18 protein-coding genes are annotated in these 16,586 nt (G+C 42.1%); all 18 read right to left on the bottom strand.

Features of this window, described 5'->3' with window-relative positions; genetic code table 11:
- Positions 1–307 precede the first annotated feature (307 nt).
- The 18 genes from EYO12_00505 to EYO12_00420 all read right to left on the bottom strand — a co-directional run bounded on the left by EYO12_00505 (position 308) and on the right by EYO12_00420 (position 16,578).
- Complete coding sequence (locus EYO12_00505) at positions 308–688, bottom strand: hypothetical protein (protein HIA91582.1); 381 nt, start codon at positions 686–688, stop codon at positions 308–310.
- A gap of 167 nt (positions 689–855) precedes the next feature.
- A complete protein-coding gene (locus tag EYO12_00500) occupies positions 856–1,665 on the bottom strand; it encodes a sulfite exporter TauE/SafE family protein (GenBank protein ID HIA91581.1) in 810 nt (269 codons plus the stop codon).
- On the bottom strand, positions 1,601–2,437 hold the full coding sequence (locus EYO12_00495; GenBank protein HIA91580.1) for a hypothetical protein: 837 nt from the start codon (positions 2,435–2,437) through the stop codon (positions 1,601–1,603). Before EYO12_00495 ends, EYO12_00500 begins: the two co-directional genes overlap by 65 nt.
- The gene (locus EYO12_00490) at positions 2,434–3,057 is read right to left on the bottom strand and encodes a hypothetical protein (GenBank protein ID HIA91579.1); all 624 of its coding nucleotides are present in this window, start codon (positions 3,055–3,057) and stop codon (positions 2,434–2,436) included. The genes EYO12_00495 and EYO12_00490 overlap by 4 nt, the downstream gene beginning before the upstream one ends.
- 34 nt (positions 3,058–3,091) lie before the next feature.
- A complete protein-coding gene (locus EYO12_00485; GenBank protein ID HIA91578.1) occupies positions 3,092–4,090 on the bottom strand; it encodes a YvcK family protein in 999 nt (332 codons plus the stop codon).
- Between the two features lie 19 nt (positions 4,091–4,109).
- Entirely contained in the window at positions 4,110–4,655 is a 546-nt protein-coding gene (locus tag EYO12_00480; GenBank protein ID HIA91577.1) for a M48 family peptidase, read from the bottom strand.
- A complete protein-coding gene (locus tag EYO12_00475; GenBank protein ID HIA91576.1) occupies positions 4,652–7,849 on the bottom strand; it encodes an ATP-dependent helicase in 3,198 nt (1,065 codons plus the stop codon). The genes EYO12_00480 and EYO12_00475 overlap by 4 nt, the downstream gene beginning before the upstream one ends.
- A gap of 40 nt (positions 7,850–7,889) precedes the next feature.
- Positions 7,890–9,389: a DUF2779 domain-containing protein gene (locus EYO12_00470; GenBank protein ID HIA91575.1), complete on the bottom strand. Its 1,500-nt coding sequence runs from the start codon at positions 9,387–9,389 to the stop codon at positions 7,890–7,892.
- 76 nt (positions 9,390–9,465) lie between these two features.
- Positions 9,466–10,509 (bottom strand): HAMP domain-containing histidine kinase, encoded by a 1,044-nt coding sequence (locus tag EYO12_00465; protein HIA91574.1) that lies wholly within the window; start codon positions 10,507–10,509, stop codon positions 9,466–9,468.
- Positions 10,502–11,182: a response regulator transcription factor gene (locus tag EYO12_00460; protein ID HIA91573.1), complete on the bottom strand. Its 681-nt coding sequence runs from the start codon at positions 11,180–11,182 to the stop codon at positions 10,502–10,504. Before EYO12_00460 ends, EYO12_00465 begins: the two co-directional genes overlap by 8 nt.
- A gap of 40 nt (positions 11,183–11,222) precedes the next feature.
- Positions 11,223–12,482: a class I SAM-dependent RNA methyltransferase gene (locus EYO12_00455; protein HIA91572.1), complete on the bottom strand. Its 1,260-nt coding sequence runs from the start codon at positions 12,480–12,482 to the stop codon at positions 11,223–11,225.
- Entirely contained in the window at positions 12,466–12,858 is a 393-nt protein-coding gene (locus tag EYO12_00450) for a hypothetical protein (protein ID HIA91571.1), read from the bottom strand. Before EYO12_00450 ends, EYO12_00455 begins: the two co-directional genes overlap by 17 nt.
- Complete coding sequence (gene msrA, locus EYO12_00445; protein ID HIA91570.1) at positions 12,858–13,412, bottom strand: peptide-methionine (S)-S-oxide reductase MsrA; 555 nt, start codon at positions 13,410–13,412, stop codon at positions 12,858–12,860. The genes EYO12_00450 and msrA overlap by 1 nt, the downstream gene beginning before the upstream one ends.
- Positions 13,412–14,470 (bottom strand): DNA recombination protein RmuC, encoded by a 1,059-nt coding sequence (locus tag EYO12_00440; protein HIA91569.1) that lies wholly within the window; start codon positions 14,468–14,470, stop codon positions 13,412–13,414. The genes msrA and EYO12_00440 overlap by 1 nt, the downstream gene beginning before the upstream one ends.
- A 20-nt stretch (positions 14,471–14,490) precedes the next feature.
- Positions 14,491–15,117 (bottom strand): hypothetical protein, encoded by a 627-nt coding sequence (locus tag EYO12_00435; protein HIA91568.1) that lies wholly within the window; start codon positions 15,115–15,117, stop codon positions 14,491–14,493.
- A 12-nt stretch (positions 15,118–15,129) separates the two neighbouring features.
- Positions 15,130–15,501, bottom strand: coding sequence for a VOC family protein (locus tag EYO12_00430; GenBank protein HIA91567.1), 372 nt, complete (start codon positions 15,499–15,501; stop codon positions 15,130–15,132).
- A complete protein-coding gene (locus EYO12_00425) occupies positions 15,494–16,135 on the bottom strand; it encodes a hypothetical protein (protein HIA91566.1) in 642 nt (213 codons plus the stop codon). The genes EYO12_00430 and EYO12_00425 overlap by 8 nt, the downstream gene beginning before the upstream one ends.
- A gap of 23 nt (positions 16,136–16,158) precedes the next feature.
- Complete coding sequence (locus EYO12_00420) at positions 16,159–16,578, bottom strand: ribonuclease HI (protein HIA91565.1); 420 nt, start codon at positions 16,576–16,578, stop codon at positions 16,159–16,161.
- Positions 16,579–16,586 lie beyond the last annotated feature (8 nt).

Genomic DNA, 16,586 nt, shown 5'->3' with positions numbered 1-16,586 from the left:
TTTTGTACGTATGTTTTTGTTTTTGTTTATCATTCGGGACGAATCCTAAATGATGAGTCGCAAGTGGATGTATCTTCTATAATAGAAGCTTGAACTTGCGATTGAGAGACTTATGTGTGAGGTGGAGTTTGGGAGGTGTTTCCAAATTTTTTAAAAGGTGCAAAAGTTTTTATAAAGTGGTTACTTCAATCCACTTGCTGGCTGCCAGATAGATAAACTTCTATTGTTTGTGGCAAACCATTGGTTTTGGTTATTTGCTCGTAATCTTAGATTGTTAAAGTACTAAAACATTAACCTAAACAAGTGTTTAGACTGCGTCGGCAACGGCGGGAGACATTAATCTCCAGTAGTTTCCTGCTCTAACGGCAACAACATCTCGAGTAATAGTGGCGAAATCGATAAGACTTTGATCAAGCGTAATTCTGCCTTGCTTAGAGTCCATAGTAGTTACTACTTTTCCTCTGCGAAATATTACGTTTAAATCAGCTATCTTTTCGTCCAAGATTGCTCCTTTAAGTTCTGGTTCTACCTGCTCATTCCATACTTGGAGTGTGTACATATGCAGATACGGTCCAAAACCTCGTGTGAGTACTACTTCTCCGTTATCGAACTCGCTTCGAACTTCGGCTGGTATTGTCAGCCGATTTTTGTCGTCTAAGCGGCGTTCAAAAAAATCTATAGAAGTCATGTACCTATTTTGTTGTTAATGTAGTGGTTTTTTTATTTTTGTTTTTTACCCTGCTTTTGGGCTTTTTGTTCCACTGACATTACTTTACCACCCACAATTACCCACTGCAACCCACTTATACCCACTTTTTTGGTATATTACCCTATTTTCCACAGCATTGTGTAAAACTAAAATCTGATAGCCGCTGTTATAGCCGTGACGATAGTAACTGCAATAAAAGCTGTTCTTATAAATTGGCTACCTCTGTTGATAGCGATATGTGCACCGATCCAACCGCCACAGTACATGCCCAGCAGCATGGCTATTCCATGCGGTACATCAATGAGGCCATTACTAAATAAAATAATACTTGCTGGTATTAAGATGCCGACGCCCACCACTCGCTTAGTGGCATTCGCGGCTAAAGCATTCATACCGAGCAACCCCATAAAAACAAACATTATTAAGCTGCCTATACCAGAACCGAAGGCGGCTTGCAGTATTGCTATAAGGCTATACAGCGCGTAACCAAGCAAGCGCCCACGTTTTGACGGCTGTCTTTCTTCGAGCCCGACCTTACTTTTAAGAGTTGCTAGGCTCAATGAAATAGATACTGCAATTACGATATACCCGACAACTTTTTGTGAAGTTTGTACTAAAATCTGGGGTCCAACTATACCGGCAACAATTGATATTGGAGCAAGCCATACAACCATTCGCCAGTTAATAACATTGGAACGGGCGAACCGTTGAACCGAACCGATTGCAAGCCCCAGGCCAGCAAGTTTAGGTGTGGCAACTGCTACTTGTGGTGGTAGTCCAATTAAGATCATATACGGTGAAATAAGTAGGCCACCGCCTCCACCCGCTATGCTGCTGCCAATGCTTGCTACTAAAGCCACAAAGCATGTAGCAATCGGCAGCAGATCCATGTTAGCCACGAATAGTGTTAATGACGAGCTGGTTTGCTTCGGCAAATGCTTTTGGGTTGCCGACATCTATAAAACTGCCAGTAATCGGCCATGTTAGCATCGGGTGCCGTTTTGAATATTCTTCAAAAGCATCGGTTAACAAATATTCATTGTCAGTTATCTCTATGGTTTTACATATATCAATTATGTCTGCATGAAATAAGTAGCTTGAAATGTTAATGAGATTAGATGGTGCTTGGTCTGGAGCTGGCTTCTCTACTATCCGATTAAATATTTTATGATCGTTACTATCTTGATATTCAATCACTCCATACCGTCCAACATTCTGTAGAGGAACCTCGGTGCAGGCGATTGCACTGTGCATATCGTGCTCGTTAAGCGTTTGGAGTAGTAATTCCAACTCTCGGCCGTCTGGCCTAAAAGCTGCATTGTCACCTGCCAGCAACCAAAATAATTCTTCAGATTCTAGCGCCTGCTGGGCTATGACCGGCAATAGGCCGGTTCCGTACCGTCCATCATGCGGTTGATCTACAAACACGAACTCTGCCAGGGTGTGTAAATACTCAATATCAGGGATAATGTTCGTTTTTCCGATTGACGCTAGGCCGTCTACAAGTGCTTGTTTAGGCTTTGAATAAAAGCTCCGCAGCTGATCATCATCCTCGCGGGTAATAAATATTATCTTTTCAACCCCCGCTTTAACCGCGTTCTCTACCGCATAATCAACTATCGGCCTGTTGCCTACGGGGAGCATTTCTTTACTTATGGATTTTGTAACAGGCATCATCCTACCACCAAAGCCAGCAGCAGCTATAACAGCTACTCTTGGACGTATCACGACACAAGTTCAATTAACGTTGCTATTTCTTTAACATCCGGCGGAGTCGGTTTTGAACTATAGGTACTATCAACGCGGTTAAGTCTAATCCCATCAATACCAAGTTCGCGGAACTCATCGTCAAATGTGTCGCCTCGGTCGTCTACTAGTACCACCTTTTCGTACTGATTAAATGTATCCTTAAACTGCAACAAACACTTCCCTTTTGATTCTTGGGTGATTGTTAGCGGGTAGTATTTTAGCTTTGGCGCAAAGCCAAACTTAAAGCGCTGATACTCATCTGTCCCGACTGTCACAATATGAATATCGTCATTTGCCGCGTCAATAATTTTTAATGTTCTCTCTACATCTGCAAAAACATAGGTCCGTTCAGCCAACTCTTGCGTTGCTATGCGTTTTACATCATCAATATTAATTTGTGGATATTCTTCACGGATCATGTCAAATGCGCTAAAAATGCCTTTGGCTGTAGACCTAATTTGATTATGTTTTTTTGCGATTTGGTGTAAGTCGTCGCCGTTGATTTCAAAATAAGCCGCTAAAATAGTTGAGAAGTCCTGAAAAAACTCATGATTGTTAAACAGTGTTCGATCAAAATCTAAAAAATATAATTTCTTCATACACAAACAGTACCAAACATATACGTAATTAGCATTAGCTAAAATATATTTTCATCAGGGTTCGGGCCACTTTATCTGCGTTATGGCGAATCAGTGTTCGTTGGATAGCGGTGTCATTTGGATCTTGGAAATACATATCATTGCTTACAAAATTGTCTCCTTTGGTTGTATAGTGCATCGATTTCAGCCGCCCGATATCAAAATCCAAAGCATACTCGTTCTTTTTTGCGTATTTAGCCAAGAGACTATCACTCGGTTTCTTGTTGTTGAACAGCACATAATCTAGTATTCGATCGCCAACAAACCGTTCGATCTCACTGGCGTGGTCGGCAACAGATAAGCCGGTTGTCTGCCCGGGTTTAGTTACCAAATTACTTACATACACTACGGTTCCTTTCGTTTCTTGCAAAGCCTCAGCCACACCCTCCACCAGTAATGCAGGCGCCAGCGATCCATAAAGATTCCCCGGGCAGATTACTACCATATCGGCAGTTGTTATTGCCGCACGCGCTTCGGGCGTAATAGCCCCTGAAGGGTCTAATTTTAACTGCGGCAACACTCCCTCGGACTGCAGATCTGATTCGGCAATTTTAAATTCACCGCGTACTTCGTCGCCATTTTGCTTTTGATACACCAATGTAAGTGGGTCGGTAGTAACAGGTAGAACTCGACCACTGATATTTAAAACTTTACTTGCAGTTTCAACGGCTTGGGCAAAGTCACCGGTAACTTTTTCAAGCGCAGTCAAAAACAAGTTCCCGAAGCTATGCCCGCTAAGATCACCTTCTCCAAATCTATAATTAAACAACTCACGAACTACTGATGAATCTTCCGCGAGAGCAACAAGACACTGCCGGACATCGCCTGGAGGCAACACTCCAAGTTCATCTCGTAATTTACCTGTCGAACCACCATCATCCGCCATGTTTACAATAGCTGTAACATTAGTAACATAATTACGTAAGGCTGAAAGTAATGTAAAGCTACCGGTTCCGCCGCCAATTGTAACTAATTTAATACCCTCTACATTCATGGTACCTAGCGTAGCATTCCTACTGAATTAGATCGATAGCATCCAATTGGCGCTTTCGCTCTCGGTAGTCTGGCAGGACACGAGCAACCTCAGTCCAAAACTGCTTACTGTGGTTATGTTGTTTTATATGAGCGAGCTCATGAACTATTAAGTAGTCTTGCAATTCGGGTGATAAATTTAGTACTCGCCAGTTAAAACTTAGGTTATTAACAGATGAGCAACTGCCCCAGCGGGTTGATTGGTTTCGGATAAAAACTTTATTCCAAGTTACGCCAACTTCACTCCCCCAACGATCTAATTTTGCATAGACAAGAGCGCGTGCCTGTCGCAGTTCGTTCTGAGTTGGCTTAGTTTTTTGTCGACTAATTACATCTGCTCGAGCCTGGAGCCACGGGGTATTAGTCTCCACAAATTTTTTTGCCAAATTATACGAAGAATGTTTGGGTATTGTGACCGTGACTTCACCCAAGCTATTCACTTTCATAGTAAGCTTTTTTGCCCAATGGTGTTTTAGTACTTTGATTGACATAGGAGTACCACCGATATCTACCTCTAAATACCTCATATTATTTGATTTTCTCCAATTAAATCAGTAATGAATTGCTTCATTCCTTCAAAAGACTCCTCGTATCCAGATACCTCTGGCCACTCGAACGCCTGAATCTTGCCCCACACTACGTCAATTAACAGCTTTAACTGATCTTTTTCTACGTGGCTCGGAATGTATTCGCGCACCAAATCTTTATCGCTTTGGGCTTCTACATATACCATGCGACCCTTGATTGATTTATGTTTCTGAGCTGCGTAGTCCTCTAGTAACAGGCTATAGAAGATGAGTTGTAAGCGATGCTTAAAAGCCTTTATACCGTGTGTTTTTGTTTTAGCGCCAAGCTCTGGAGCCAACGGAGAGCCAGTCTTATAATCAACGACAACTAGCTCTGACTGTAGTTCATCCAGCCTATCGATTTGACCACCAATAGTTGCATCGCCAATTTTTACGGCTTTTATACTACGTTCAGGCTGTGCGCCTTCAATCAGTGTAAGCAGATCTGGATTTTTAACATATTTCTCAAGCAACTCACGACCCTTTTGTCTATATTTTATAAAAGCTGGCTGCTCAAGGTGTTGTGTTTCAAGTACAGAATCAAATTCATCAAGCACTAAATCAAGCTGCACTGACTGCTTATTGAACTGTAATTGCAGTAAGCGGAGCGCGGCATGAATTGCCGTCCCGTACCCCATGTGGGGAGACTTCACATCTGGCAGACGCAAAAGGTTCCGTTCAATGAACAGCTGCGGCCCTCCATTTTCGATATCCAAAAAATTTATAAGATGAGTCACCGAAAGCTCATAGTTGGTAAGAAGGGGCTTAAGTAGGAGCTTCTCGTCAGTATGGTTGAGTCGTGGCCATGTATTAGCTCGTAGCAAGGACTGGTGAAGTACCTGCTTAGTACTAGTTATATCTGTTGGGGGTATGTCGGCAAGAAGTGGGCTTGGTAATTGAGCTTTGCCTGCAGCATCGGTTTTATAGCTAACAAATACTAATCTGGACTTTGCCCGTGTTGCTGCAACGTACAATAAGCGAGCATAATCGTCAGGATCCTCGCCGTACTCTTGCATCATTTCTAAATTAATTGGTGTTTTGTTTCGAGACCGTGATGGACTCCAAATAGAATCTACAGCGTCCAACACAAATACACTATCGAACTCCAGCCCTTTAGATTTATGAACAGTCATTAGGTTCACAAATGAATCACCATTTAAAAAAGTTAGTTCATTTGAAATTTGAAGATCTAAATCTTCATAGGACCGTAAAAGCTCAACAAATGACTGCAGATTATTGCTGCTAGATTTTAAGCTGCTACTCGCGAGAGACCTTAGTTTTTGTACACCGGACAGTAATTGCATCGCTTCAAAATCTTCGGCAGAATCAACAAGTTTTTTCAGTGGCGAAACGTAGCTACCAAGGGGCTTCAAGCCTAAAATATATTCCAGCAAAATTGAAATCGAGGTATTTCTTTCTAATTTTGCTAACTCAACCAACCACTCTACAAAAGACAACAGGTCCTCATTTTCACTAGCAAGAGCAGCGCTCACCCAGTCTTCATATCGATTACGTATACTAAAAGACCATAAAAACTTAGAATCTAAACCTACAACATCGCTCGGCAAAATGGTACGCAGTAAATAGGTAGACTGTTGTATATCGCCTTTTTGTATTGATGCAACAGTCTTTAACACATTTATAAGGAGCTGAATGCCAGGCAGCTCGAACACATTGCTCTGCCTGTCATACTGCAGTGGCACATTGCATTCATCAAGCACGGCAGCTATCTTGGCAAGGCTGGAATGATTGCGCGCTAAAACAGCCACCGACAAGCCTGCTTTGTAGTCGTGCTCGATTGATTGTGCAATAGAAACGTAAGAAACATCGAGCGTTGAATAACTTTTGTGTTCGACTTTATCGGTAGTAGTATTGAATTTTGCTTCGATTTTTTTAGGTATATCAAGTTGGGCCGATAGTCGATGCAGTATTTTGCTTGCGATAGTCTGACTGGAATTAATTAATTTACTACTAGAGCGATAATTTTCAGTCAGCGAGATAATCTTCGTATGAGTAAAGGTATCAAGGAAGTTCTGAGCATTCGATATTTCTGCCCCCTGAAACCTATATATCGCCTGGTCGTCGTCTCCTACCACCATTATGTTGGGGTTATTGGCTTGCAGCTCTACAATAAGGTTCACAAGCCTCATCTGAGCATCATTTGTATCTTGAAATTCATCAACCATTACATAATTAAATTGCTCTGCAACTGCGTGTCGAAGCGTCTCATTTTGCTCAAGCTCAGTAATAACACTTAAAACCATGTCCGAAAAATCATAATACCCTTGCTCTTCAAGTGCTGATTGGTACTGCTGGTATACATCAGCTAGCTCTAACCACCACAGGCTTCGTTTTACGTCTTTTAGCACACGCTTACCGTCAACAACCTGGCTATGAGCACTCTTCCACGCACTAAGTGGTTTTGTTGTGTTGTTTTCATCTGCTTCTACCAGAACTGCAGCTAACGAAGAGTGAAGCACTTCGTCGTAGCCGCGAATAGGATGAGTTTTTGTTTCAAGTGTCGGTATTTCATCTAGAAATTGATGAATCTCATTGGCTGTATTCTTATTAAATCGCTTAGAAAAAACTTGATCGAACCTGTCGCTGATAGAGTCAATATACGCAATGTTCAGAGCAGCCACCGACCGTAGTTTCTCAGGGGTGAGCCCAGCCTTTTTAGCTTGATCAATTGATCTGATAATTCGCTTAATTTGCGTAAACTTACCGCCATATTTAGACGTAAGGCGACTCTGAAATGGTAGCTCTTCTAAAATATTATTAATAATTTGTAGTTGAATCACGTCATCGGCGGGTTCGACGAGTGCATGATTAAAAAAATATTCTGGGTTTTGGTTAATCACGTCTGCGCTAAAACTATGAAATGTTCGCACTTGAATATTACGGGCTGTAAAACCAATGATTTCCTGTAGCCGCTGCTGCATATTAAGCGATGCTTTGTCAGTAAAAGTTAGACATAAGATAGAGCTTGGATGCGTATCGGTTGTTTGTAGAATGTTTGCAGCCCTCATTGATAGAAGCTCTGTCTTGCCCGTGCCAGGACCAGCTAATACCATCAGAGCGCCGTCGATATAATCTACAGCCTCCTTTTGCTTGGCGTTTAAACCATTGTACCGATTTGTAAAATTATCAGACATTACCGTCCTATTGTCTCAAAATAAAGCGTTAATGACGAAACTAAAAAAGACTGCTTTGAGTCTTGACTGACTCTAAACCAGCAACTGCAAGCAACACCCTATAAATTTCCACCATAGCAAGTGTATCGAGTTTGCAGTATTCAATAAGATCGTTAAACACTTGTTCTCCTCCGTCAACAGAATCAAACACAACCTGCTGCCACAGTCGCTGGGCTGCTCCGCCTTCTTGAATGCCGAGACTTTTGTAACTTAACTGAGGTACAACCACTGGAAGAACATTTTTTATCGATGTACTGCCGCCAAACCGCGCATCTACATATCCGAAGTTAGCAAATGGTATGCGTAAATCTTTCATGTGTTTATTAATGTCATGGAGCCTATCTTTATGTTCGGGTACAAAGTCTGCAAGCGTTCGATTACAGTATTTTTCGAACTTATCAAACCAAGCTAACACCGTGCCTGTTTCACCCAAATCACCCAGTAATGACTCCGTTAGTTGCTGGGCTGGATTGTTTTTTTCGGTGTGCAGATATTCATAATGTTCTAATGGTGATTGCGGCGAATCGAGTTTATGTAGCGAATACTGAAATGGCATCTGTTGATATGGCTTCACCCCCTCGTAAAATGGAATTGCGTAGGCCGAGGTTTCGTAATCGAGAAAATACAACGGATACTGCAAAGAATCTAAAAACGTCTTTACTTTTTCGCCGTCAATCAGCGGCGAGCCATTTTTGGTAGCCCTAATTTGCCATTTTTGTCTGTCATTTAATGCAGAACTAGGCTCGAGCTCATGCAGTGACTCAATACCAGCGAAAAAGTATTCTTTTACCTGCGATGGTTTAATACTTGTTAGGTTTAAAACTGAATCATCCGCTACGTCATGAATATGATTGTATATCGGCATCCATTCGGCCAAATTTCCAGCAAAAGCCGGGTGATCGTCGGCCTCCGCCTGCTCGATAACGGCTTGCGCCTCTGCAACTTCCTTGTCGACTTTATTGGCTATTTCGGCAACTTCTTCGCTTACGTCACGGATTGCAACCAAACTTTCAGGTCGTATGACTTTTTTTCTTTTATAAAATTTATTAATATGCAGCACCCGGCAGGCAGTAACGGTATGCCCGAGTTGTTGTAGAACTTTTTTTTGAAAAGCTAAATCAAACAAGTGACTTGTTTTAACACTTGTGGAACTCTTTACTTCATACAAGATCCAGCCAGTGTCCGTTTTCTCGATGATATCGCTTCTACAGTACAGGCGGTCGTCAGTCATAAACCCTGGCTGAAACACCACGCGCCATTCACCAGAAAGTAGTTGTCTAGTCTGGTTTAAAACTTCCTTGAAATCATAATGCTCGGCAGCAACCTCGACCCCGCCCTCAAACAGTTGTTTAGCGTACTGCTCAAATTCGTCACCTTGTTGAAAGGTATATTTTTGATTGTCGGTCGGTTTTGGCAAAACATTCGGACTATGTTTTTGATACCACAAGAAAGCTGGATGAACCCGAAATTTTAAATAATCTGACTTAGAAAGATGCTGCATGTCAGTATATCGTAGCTCGTATACCGGAGTTCGTACAGTTCAATTGTAGACCATTACACCCACGCGGGTCAGGCACCTACAAATTCACGACAACGTGCGTGCCCTCGTCGGGCTTACTATTAACTGTTAGTTGACCGCCTTGAGCCGAAACTGCCTTTTGCACAATCGCCATACCAAGGCCGGTACCACTAAAAGCCGAGGTGTTCGACGCCCGGTAGAACCGTCGGCCAATCTGAGCTAAGTCGTCACTCGGAATACCTACTCCAAAGTCCCGCACGCTCAACCGAACACTGCCATTCTTTTCTGTCAGCGAAACCCGTACTTCGCCAGAGCCAGGCTTACTGTATTTGATAGCATTGCCAATGATGTTTTGGGCAATCTTCACAAAACGTTCTGCCGGAATACGTAAAGAAATATCATCTTGAATTTTAGAAATTATTTTAAGATTTTGTTGTCGAGCCAATGACTCTAAATCTTCAAGAACGTCTAATAGAAGCTCTGAGATATTAAGTTTTTTTGATTTTTTCGATAGCGATTCTTCTTTTCGCTCCAAATAAAGCAAGTCTTCGTTGATTGAAATAAGTCTATTTACCTGTGTTTCAGTTGATTTTAGTAGTTTTAAGGCATCGTCTTTGTCTAGCGTGCCGCGCGACTTAATATTTTGCACGGTAACTTTTAGGGCCGCTAACGGATTTCTAAATTCATGCGCTGCGTCTTGCATAAAGCGCTCCTGAGCGCTGTAAGAATCCTTGATTGGGCGCAAAATTTGACGTGCCACGGCATAGGCAATTACACCGCTTGCTAGAACAATTAACGGCGTTAAGCGGGTTACGCCTTGAGCTCTACGCTCGACAAATTCCTCGTACAATACCCCTGTATAGTCTTGCAGTGCTTCCTGGGGCACATCCATGAAAAAAATTCGCTGTGTATCTGGTTGGGTGTCGCTAATTATCTGCAGGGTTTCTTGTTCTGTAAGCCGGACCTGCGATATCGACTGCAACAGCGTCAACGCGTAGACGAAAATCGAAAAAGCAACCAATACAATAATTGTAAGAGTTATTTTTAGCCGTACACCATAAAATAATTCTCGAATATTTGTTGAGGACTTTTCTCTAGCCATCACTCAGCTTATAGCCTGTACCGGGTATTGTTTTGATTACCGAAAAGTCGTCGTCACCAATTTTCTTACGAAGATTAGCTATATGGATACGTATCGGAGGGTTTATCAGGTCTGACTGCTCGCCCCAGGCAAATTCTATAATGTCGTCTATCGGGACCATAACAGTGTTATTTTCGAGCAGTTTTTGCATAATTCTAAATTCAATTTTTGTTAACTCAACCATATGGTCATCAACAAAGAACTCAAAGGCATCTGGCACTAACTTAAACCGCTTGGTGCGCAAAACAAGGCTCCTGTCGTCGTTGTGGCCAGCTTGACGTAAATGAGCGTGGACGCGGGCTATTAGCTCGGTTAGATCGAAGGGCTTAACAACATAGTCGGTAAAGCCAGACTCTAGCCCCTCAATTCGCTCTTGTAGGCTATCCCGGGCTGTAATTGCAATAAGTGGTATGGTTATGTCGAGATCGCGAATATAATCTGTTAGATCTAGGCCCGAATCACCCGGTAAATTAATATCCAATATCCCAATATCAATGTCGGCGTCCTGCGCTAAAAAATCCTTTGCCTTCTCAGCTGATTCAGCCGAATACACCTTATGGCCATCTCGTACCAGCGCTTCGGCAACCGCCTGGCGCATATCCGAGTTATCCTCAACAACCAAAATCTTATACATATATGAAACTACTATACAACATGGCTCCGTTCAGCCACTGTTAAGTTTTTTCTAAAATAACCAAACTTTCGATGTGTGGAGTTTTAGGAAAAAAGTTATACCCTTTGGCAGCTGTTATCTTATAGCTGCCGAGATGGCCGATATCGCGGGCTTGTGTTGCCGGGTTGCACGACAAGTACACAACATAGCGTGGCTGGTACTCCTCAATCGCATCAGTTACATAACCATGCAGGCCAGCTCGCGGTGGATCAACAATTAGAATATCGGCGCTGTTTATGTGCTCAACAGCCTGTTCGCTGGTGGAATGAATGACTGTTTCATTATTAGCGGCATTCATTTTTGCAAATCGAATTGATTCTGTATCAGAATCAACTAACGTATGGGCGCCAACACTCAGCCCAATACTGCCTACCCCACTGTAGAGATCTACGATACTGGTAGCGTCACTTTCGGTAGTAAATTTTTTAATATCTCGTAGGGCTTGCTCGAAGACCGGTATATTAACCTGAAAAAATGACTCAACGCTATACGTCAGTTCTGTATCTAAGATTTTGTCTACGATCTTGTCCTCGCCAAATGCATGTAAAAGCTTCGTGCTCACAGAAGCCGGGCTTTTAGGATTACTAAAATAAATTTTTAAACCGTCGACTGTTTTTTCTATGTCGGTCGGAGGCTGGAAATCTTTATCTTTAACAAATAACGCTGCATACACAGACCCATTCCTGTCGGCGCGCAGCATTAGTGTTTTTAAAACTCTCGCCTCAACCTCTGCTACGCGTAGAGCGTCTCTAATTCCACGTGCTGCTCTGTTAATTTCTTCCATGGCAAGTGAACTACCCTCTACGGGTAGTCGGTGTCGTGCACCGCGCATATGGAACGCTAGTTCAAGTCCAGTGTCATGATCCCACCAAAAACTAAACTCCATTTTGTTGCGATAAGCCCATTGCTGCTCATCGTTATGCCAATCGAACTCCACCTCAATTCCCTGCTGAGCAAACGTTTCCTTTAACAATCGGTGTTTCTCGGTGTTCTCCATTTTCCACGGTACGATCTGCCACGGAGACGTACTTAAAAACGCTCCGTCTTTTGGCTCAACACGTTGCTTAGATGGTTGTATGACCTCAACGACAATACCTTGAGCAAATTTTGTTTTCGACTTAGTGATAGCAACCTTGCATTCTTCGCCTGGCAATCCTCCCCACACAAAAATCTTGCGACCGTCGTCTAGCTCGCCTATAGTCTGCCCACTCGGCACAAAGGCGTCTAGGTTTACGACTACTGTTTTATTCTTCTTTGCCAAAAAGTACTCCTTTTAATATTTGTACAATCGCGTATGCGCTCGTACCTAGTTTTCGATAATCCTTTTGCACAGTATGCGTTACTCCATACCTTCTGGCTATGGCATTTTTGGACGGCTCGGAAGACATAGCTATCACTTTGTGTGCGTCAATTAAGTCAAAGTCGAGCTTAAAGAATGTCCCATCAACGGCGTAATAGTCTAATAAAATCGCATCCCAGTTTGTCGCGTTCGGGTTGACTATCTCAAGTACATCGCGCTCAGACTCATACACATCAATTTGTATGTGAGTACTTTGGTTTGTTGCCAGCTCTTCTAAATAGCCAGTGAGTAATGAGACAAATTGCCTATTATCCTCTAAAATCAGGACTTTCTTCATTAAGTACCAAGCGGTTCCTCGCGGACATACTCCGCGAACCGTTCTTTGAATTTCGCTAGCTTGGGGTTTATGACAACCATGCAGTAAGGATTGTTAGGTTTTTCAAAGAAAAAGTTCTGGTGATGATCTTCAGCTGTATAAAATTTCTCAAACGCTACAATCTCTGTAACTATTGGCTTATCCCATAGCGTCGGCGCTACTTCGTGCTTACTGATATCGGCCTGCTGCTTTTGTTCATCATCATGGTAAAAAATTATGCTTCGGTACTCTTGCCCAATATTAGCTCCGTCCTGGTTCGGCGTAGTTGGGTTATGACTCGTCCAAAAAATTTCCAACAAAACTGCGTACGAAATTTGATCGGGATCGAACTCAATATGTACACTTTCTGCATAGCCGTCATTTCGAGTGTGAATAGAATCATATGTCGGGCTGTCGTGCTCGCCACCACTGTAGCCAGACTGAACGTTTGTCACTCCTATTGTTTTACGAAATATTGCGTCTAAACACCAAAAACAACCAGCTGCAAATGTCGCCTGCTGAACTCCGGCCGCCATTAATCGTCTCCCTGTGGCTTGTCTAATTGCAATGGGTCTACTACCTCTGTCGCACCAGTGATTTTAGTTACATCCTTATCAACTTTTTTAAGCTCTTTGTGGGCTCGGTTGTAGTGGTTTACGGTCGTGCCAAGCGAACTACCTAGTTTGCCCATAAACTCATCATATACTTCTAAATGCCGTCCAAGTTTACCAACATTCTTTTGAATTTCTTTGGCTTGCTCTTCAATCTGCAAGCTACGCAACCCTTGTAGCACAGTTTGTAAATAAGCTAAAAAGCTTGTTGGGCTTACAATAATCACCTTTTTTTCTTGAAACGCATACTCAATTAAGTCCCTGCTAACCACACCCACGTTAGCTATAAGGAGGTCATAATACATGGCCTCGCTTGGCAAAAACATAAAGGCAAAATCCATAGTGTTTTCCTGTGGGCGAATATATTTGGCGGTTTCATCAATCCGTTTTTTTAAGTCATTTTTTATTAACTTCGTAAGAGCATCCCGTTTTGTTTTGTCCTTTTCGTCTATAAGCCGATTGTAATTTTCTAAACTAAATTTCGAATCAACTGGTAAAATTTTGCTGTCTTGTAAAAAAATTGCCGCATCAACTATTTCCCCATCAGCAAACTTGTACTGCATAGCAAATCGTCCAGGTGGCAAGACGTTTTCTAACACCGTCTGCAGATAATACTCCCCTAATACGCCTCGTTGTTTTGGATTTTGCAGTACGTTTTGCAGGGTCTTTAATTCGTCTGCTACATCAACAACACGCTTATTAGTTTCATCAAGTTTAGTCAGGCGCTGAGTGACATCTTTAACGATTTGATTTGTTTCTGTTTGAAATTTACCAAAACTGTTTAACAGCATGGTGTTAGATTTATCTAAACGGGTGTCCATTTTATCTGTAAGTTTAGCAATCTGATCTTGCAATAAGCGCAGCTGGCTGTCGTTCTGATTCTCATTATTAGTTCCAGTCTGTGGCTTTCTAAGCCATAAACTAGCTACCAAAAGCCCTATCATCAACCCGCCAATTAAACTGACTATAAAATTTAAATCCATACTCTATTAGTGTAGCGTACTTATGATTTTTCTACAGGATACCTAATAATAGTTTTAAGCTTTGATTCATCAACTCGGCGCGGGTCGCTTAAGTATATTTCGTGATGTTTGCCATTGATTTTATAGCCCTGTGCTTCAATAAAATCATGTAGCTTTCTTATTGTCGGCGCTTCGGCTTCATACGACCCTATATGCAATATCTGTGCTGCTTCAGTTGTCTCTTCTTGCAAATAATACATTTTATCTAGATCAAGCTCTGGCTTGTTTTCTTTAGTTAGTTCAATAAACTGCTCGGCCACTTCCTTTGTTGCAAAATCAGGCTGAACAATGAGTGCTGTCCATTTCCATTCTTCTTTTAATCGAGACTCAAAATCTTCTTGCGAAGTAACATCATCAGCCCACCATAAACCACTTAGCGGCCCGACTGTATATTCTCGGTAACCTGCAGGCGCTCTGTCTTTTTTTGGTGACATCCTAATTGCATATGCCACTGGATACAGCATTTCTATAGCTTTTTGCCAATCGTCCGACAAGCTTGGGTGCCCCGTTCCATCTACTGCTAAATATTGTGCTTTAGGTACATTTACAATACTTGGCTCTCTTTTAGCTTTAAAATAATCAAGTTTCTTAAAATCTAATTTGCTCATGACTCAATTATATCAAGTGGCTTTAAGCTCTGTGAAAAAAGTAATTCTAAATCCTTCGGGGTCTTTAATGAAAAATGAGGTATCACCCCAACTATTGTCTCGCAATTCAAAGACAATACACTCTTTTCCTTTATACTCTTCCCAAATACTCCACACATCGTCTACTCGCCAAGACACATCTGATGATCGATACTCTGGAGTTGCTTGATCTTTCTCCCACAATAGCTCCAGTATTGCTGGGCCTACTGTAAACATTACACCCTTTTTATCTTCATGATCCCACTCGTTCACTACCTTGAAGCCAAGCTGATCTTCGTAAAAATTACGTACTTTATAAAAATCTTTCGGGAATAGTTTTAACCTAAATTCAGCGACTTTAACCATAAAATTCCCAGGCTCCCTCTGAAACTACTTCTATTGATCGGTTAATTACCTTAAGAGCGCATTCGTCGTCGAGCGCATAAATTTTTTTCTTGTTCTGCTCTGCCCATTTCTCTACCACCCTAAACCTCTTTTGGTCGCAGTGTGGCTCAATTTCAAAATCAATTAACCCTAAACCAGTCAGATTAGTTAATCCACATAAATTTGGGTCTGCTGGTTCAATTCTTGCAACTTCAATAGTTGGAGTTGCTAAAATGCTGCCGGCACTTACGCCTACGTATACTTTATTTTTGATGTTTTTCTTTACCCATTGATCAAAACCGGTCTTGCGTGCCTGGTTTAGTAAATGAAACGTATTACCACCTCCGACAAACACAACATCTACTTCGTTTAACCTTGTACGCCAATCCACATCTGCAGCTGAAATATCAATTAAATCAATCCAGCCGAAACCAAACCTTCGCAAGTTATCTATAAGCCCCAGATACCAACGCTCATTTTTATTTGCTCCTTCAACATTCATAGCCGTAGGGATAAAGCCAATCTTAGTTTGCTCTGGTTTCTTATCTGTTAATTCGCTTAGCGAATCTGCAATTGATTGATTAGCTATACCCGCGGAAGTTAAAAGTAGTTTCATGGATTCATTTTAGCACTTTACTTCTATAGATTTTGTTCGCGGGCCTTGTTAGCGTACTCATCTGCCATCTCATTACCAGGATCGTCATTGTGGGCGCGCACCCAGACGAGCTTGGCTTTTGATTGCTTGTACAAACCACAGACCTCCTTAACAATGTCGAGGTTTTTTATGTCTCCACCCTTTTTCTTCCAACCTTTAGCCTCCCACGCAATCGACCATTTAGTAATGACATTAATCCAAAATTCACTGTCGGTATGAATAACGCATTCCCGTCCGTTGGCATCTTTGAGCGCTGCAATAATCGCAAAACCTTCCATGCGGATATTAGTGGTTTCTGTTCCGCTCGGTTCACCGCCTAATATAGCTGGCTTCATATCTTTAATAACTGCAAAGCCTCCTGGACCAGGGTTGGGGCTGGCGCTGCCATCGGTGTAGTAAACAATCGACTCAG

The sequence above is a fragment of the Candidatus Saccharibacteria bacterium genome (assembly GCA_012965045.1).
Lineage (GTDB): Bacteria > Patescibacteriota > Saccharimonadia > Saccharimonadales > DTSZ01 > DTSZ01.
This window is presented reverse-complemented; position numbering and strand designations above follow the sequence as displayed.

What these genes read in the sequence shown, in the direction of transcription:
- EYO12_00460 (HIA91573.1), bottom strand. Translation starts at nt 11,182, where the DNA reads ATGTATAAGATTTTGGTTGTTGAGGATAACTCGGATATGCGCCAGGCG.
- EYO12_00500 (HIA91581.1), bottom strand. Translation starts at nt 1,665, where the DNA reads ATGTCGGCAACCCAAAAGCATTTGCCGAAGCAAACCAGCTCGTCATTA.
- msrA (HIA91570.1), bottom strand. Translation starts at nt 13,412, where the DNA reads ATGGCGGCCGGAGTTCAGCAGGCGACATTTGCAGCTGGTTGTTTTTGG.
- EYO12_00480 (HIA91577.1), bottom strand. Translation starts at nt 4,655, where the DNA reads ATGAGGTATTTAGAGGTAGATATCGGTGGTACTCCTATGTCAATCAAA.
- EYO12_00430 (HIA91567.1), bottom strand. Translation starts at nt 15,501, where the DNA reads ATGGTTAAAGTCGCTGAATTTAGGTTAAAACTATTCCCGAAAGATTTT.
- EYO12_00425 (HIA91566.1), bottom strand. Translation starts at nt 16,135, where the DNA reads ATGAAACTACTTTTAACTTCCGCGGGTATAGCTAATCAATCAATTGCA.
- EYO12_00450 (HIA91571.1), bottom strand. Translation starts at nt 12,858, where the DNA reads ATGAAGAAAGTCCTGATTTTAGAGGATAATAGGCAATTTGTCTCATTA.
- EYO12_00470 (HIA91575.1), bottom strand. Translation starts at nt 9,389, where the DNA reads ATGCAGCATCTTTCTAAGTCAGATTATTTAAAATTTCGGGTTCATCCA.
- EYO12_00490 (HIA91579.1), bottom strand. Translation starts at nt 3,057, where the DNA reads ATGAAGAAATTATATTTTTTAGATTTTGATCGAACACTGTTTAACAAT.
- EYO12_00475 (HIA91576.1), bottom strand. Translation starts at nt 7,849, where the DNA reads ATGTCTGATAATTTTACAAATCGGTACAATGGTTTAAACGCCAAGCAA.
- EYO12_00465 (HIA91574.1), bottom strand. Translation starts at nt 10,509, where the DNA reads ATGGCTAGAGAAAAGTCCTCAACAAATATTCGAGAATTATTTTATGGT.
- EYO12_00440 (HIA91569.1), bottom strand. Translation starts at nt 14,470, where the DNA reads ATGGATTTAAATTTTATAGTCAGTTTAATTGGCGGGTTGATGATAGGG.
- EYO12_00505 (HIA91582.1), bottom strand. Translation starts at nt 688, where the DNA reads ATGACTTCTATAGATTTTTTTGAACGCCGCTTAGACGACAAAAATCGG.
- EYO12_00485 (HIA91578.1), bottom strand. Translation starts at nt 4,090, where the DNA reads ATGAATGTAGAGGGTATTAAATTAGTTACAATTGGCGGCGGAACCGGT.
- EYO12_00435 (HIA91568.1), bottom strand. Translation starts at nt 15,117, where the DNA reads ATGAGCAAATTAGATTTTAAGAAACTTGATTATTTTAAAGCTAAAAGA.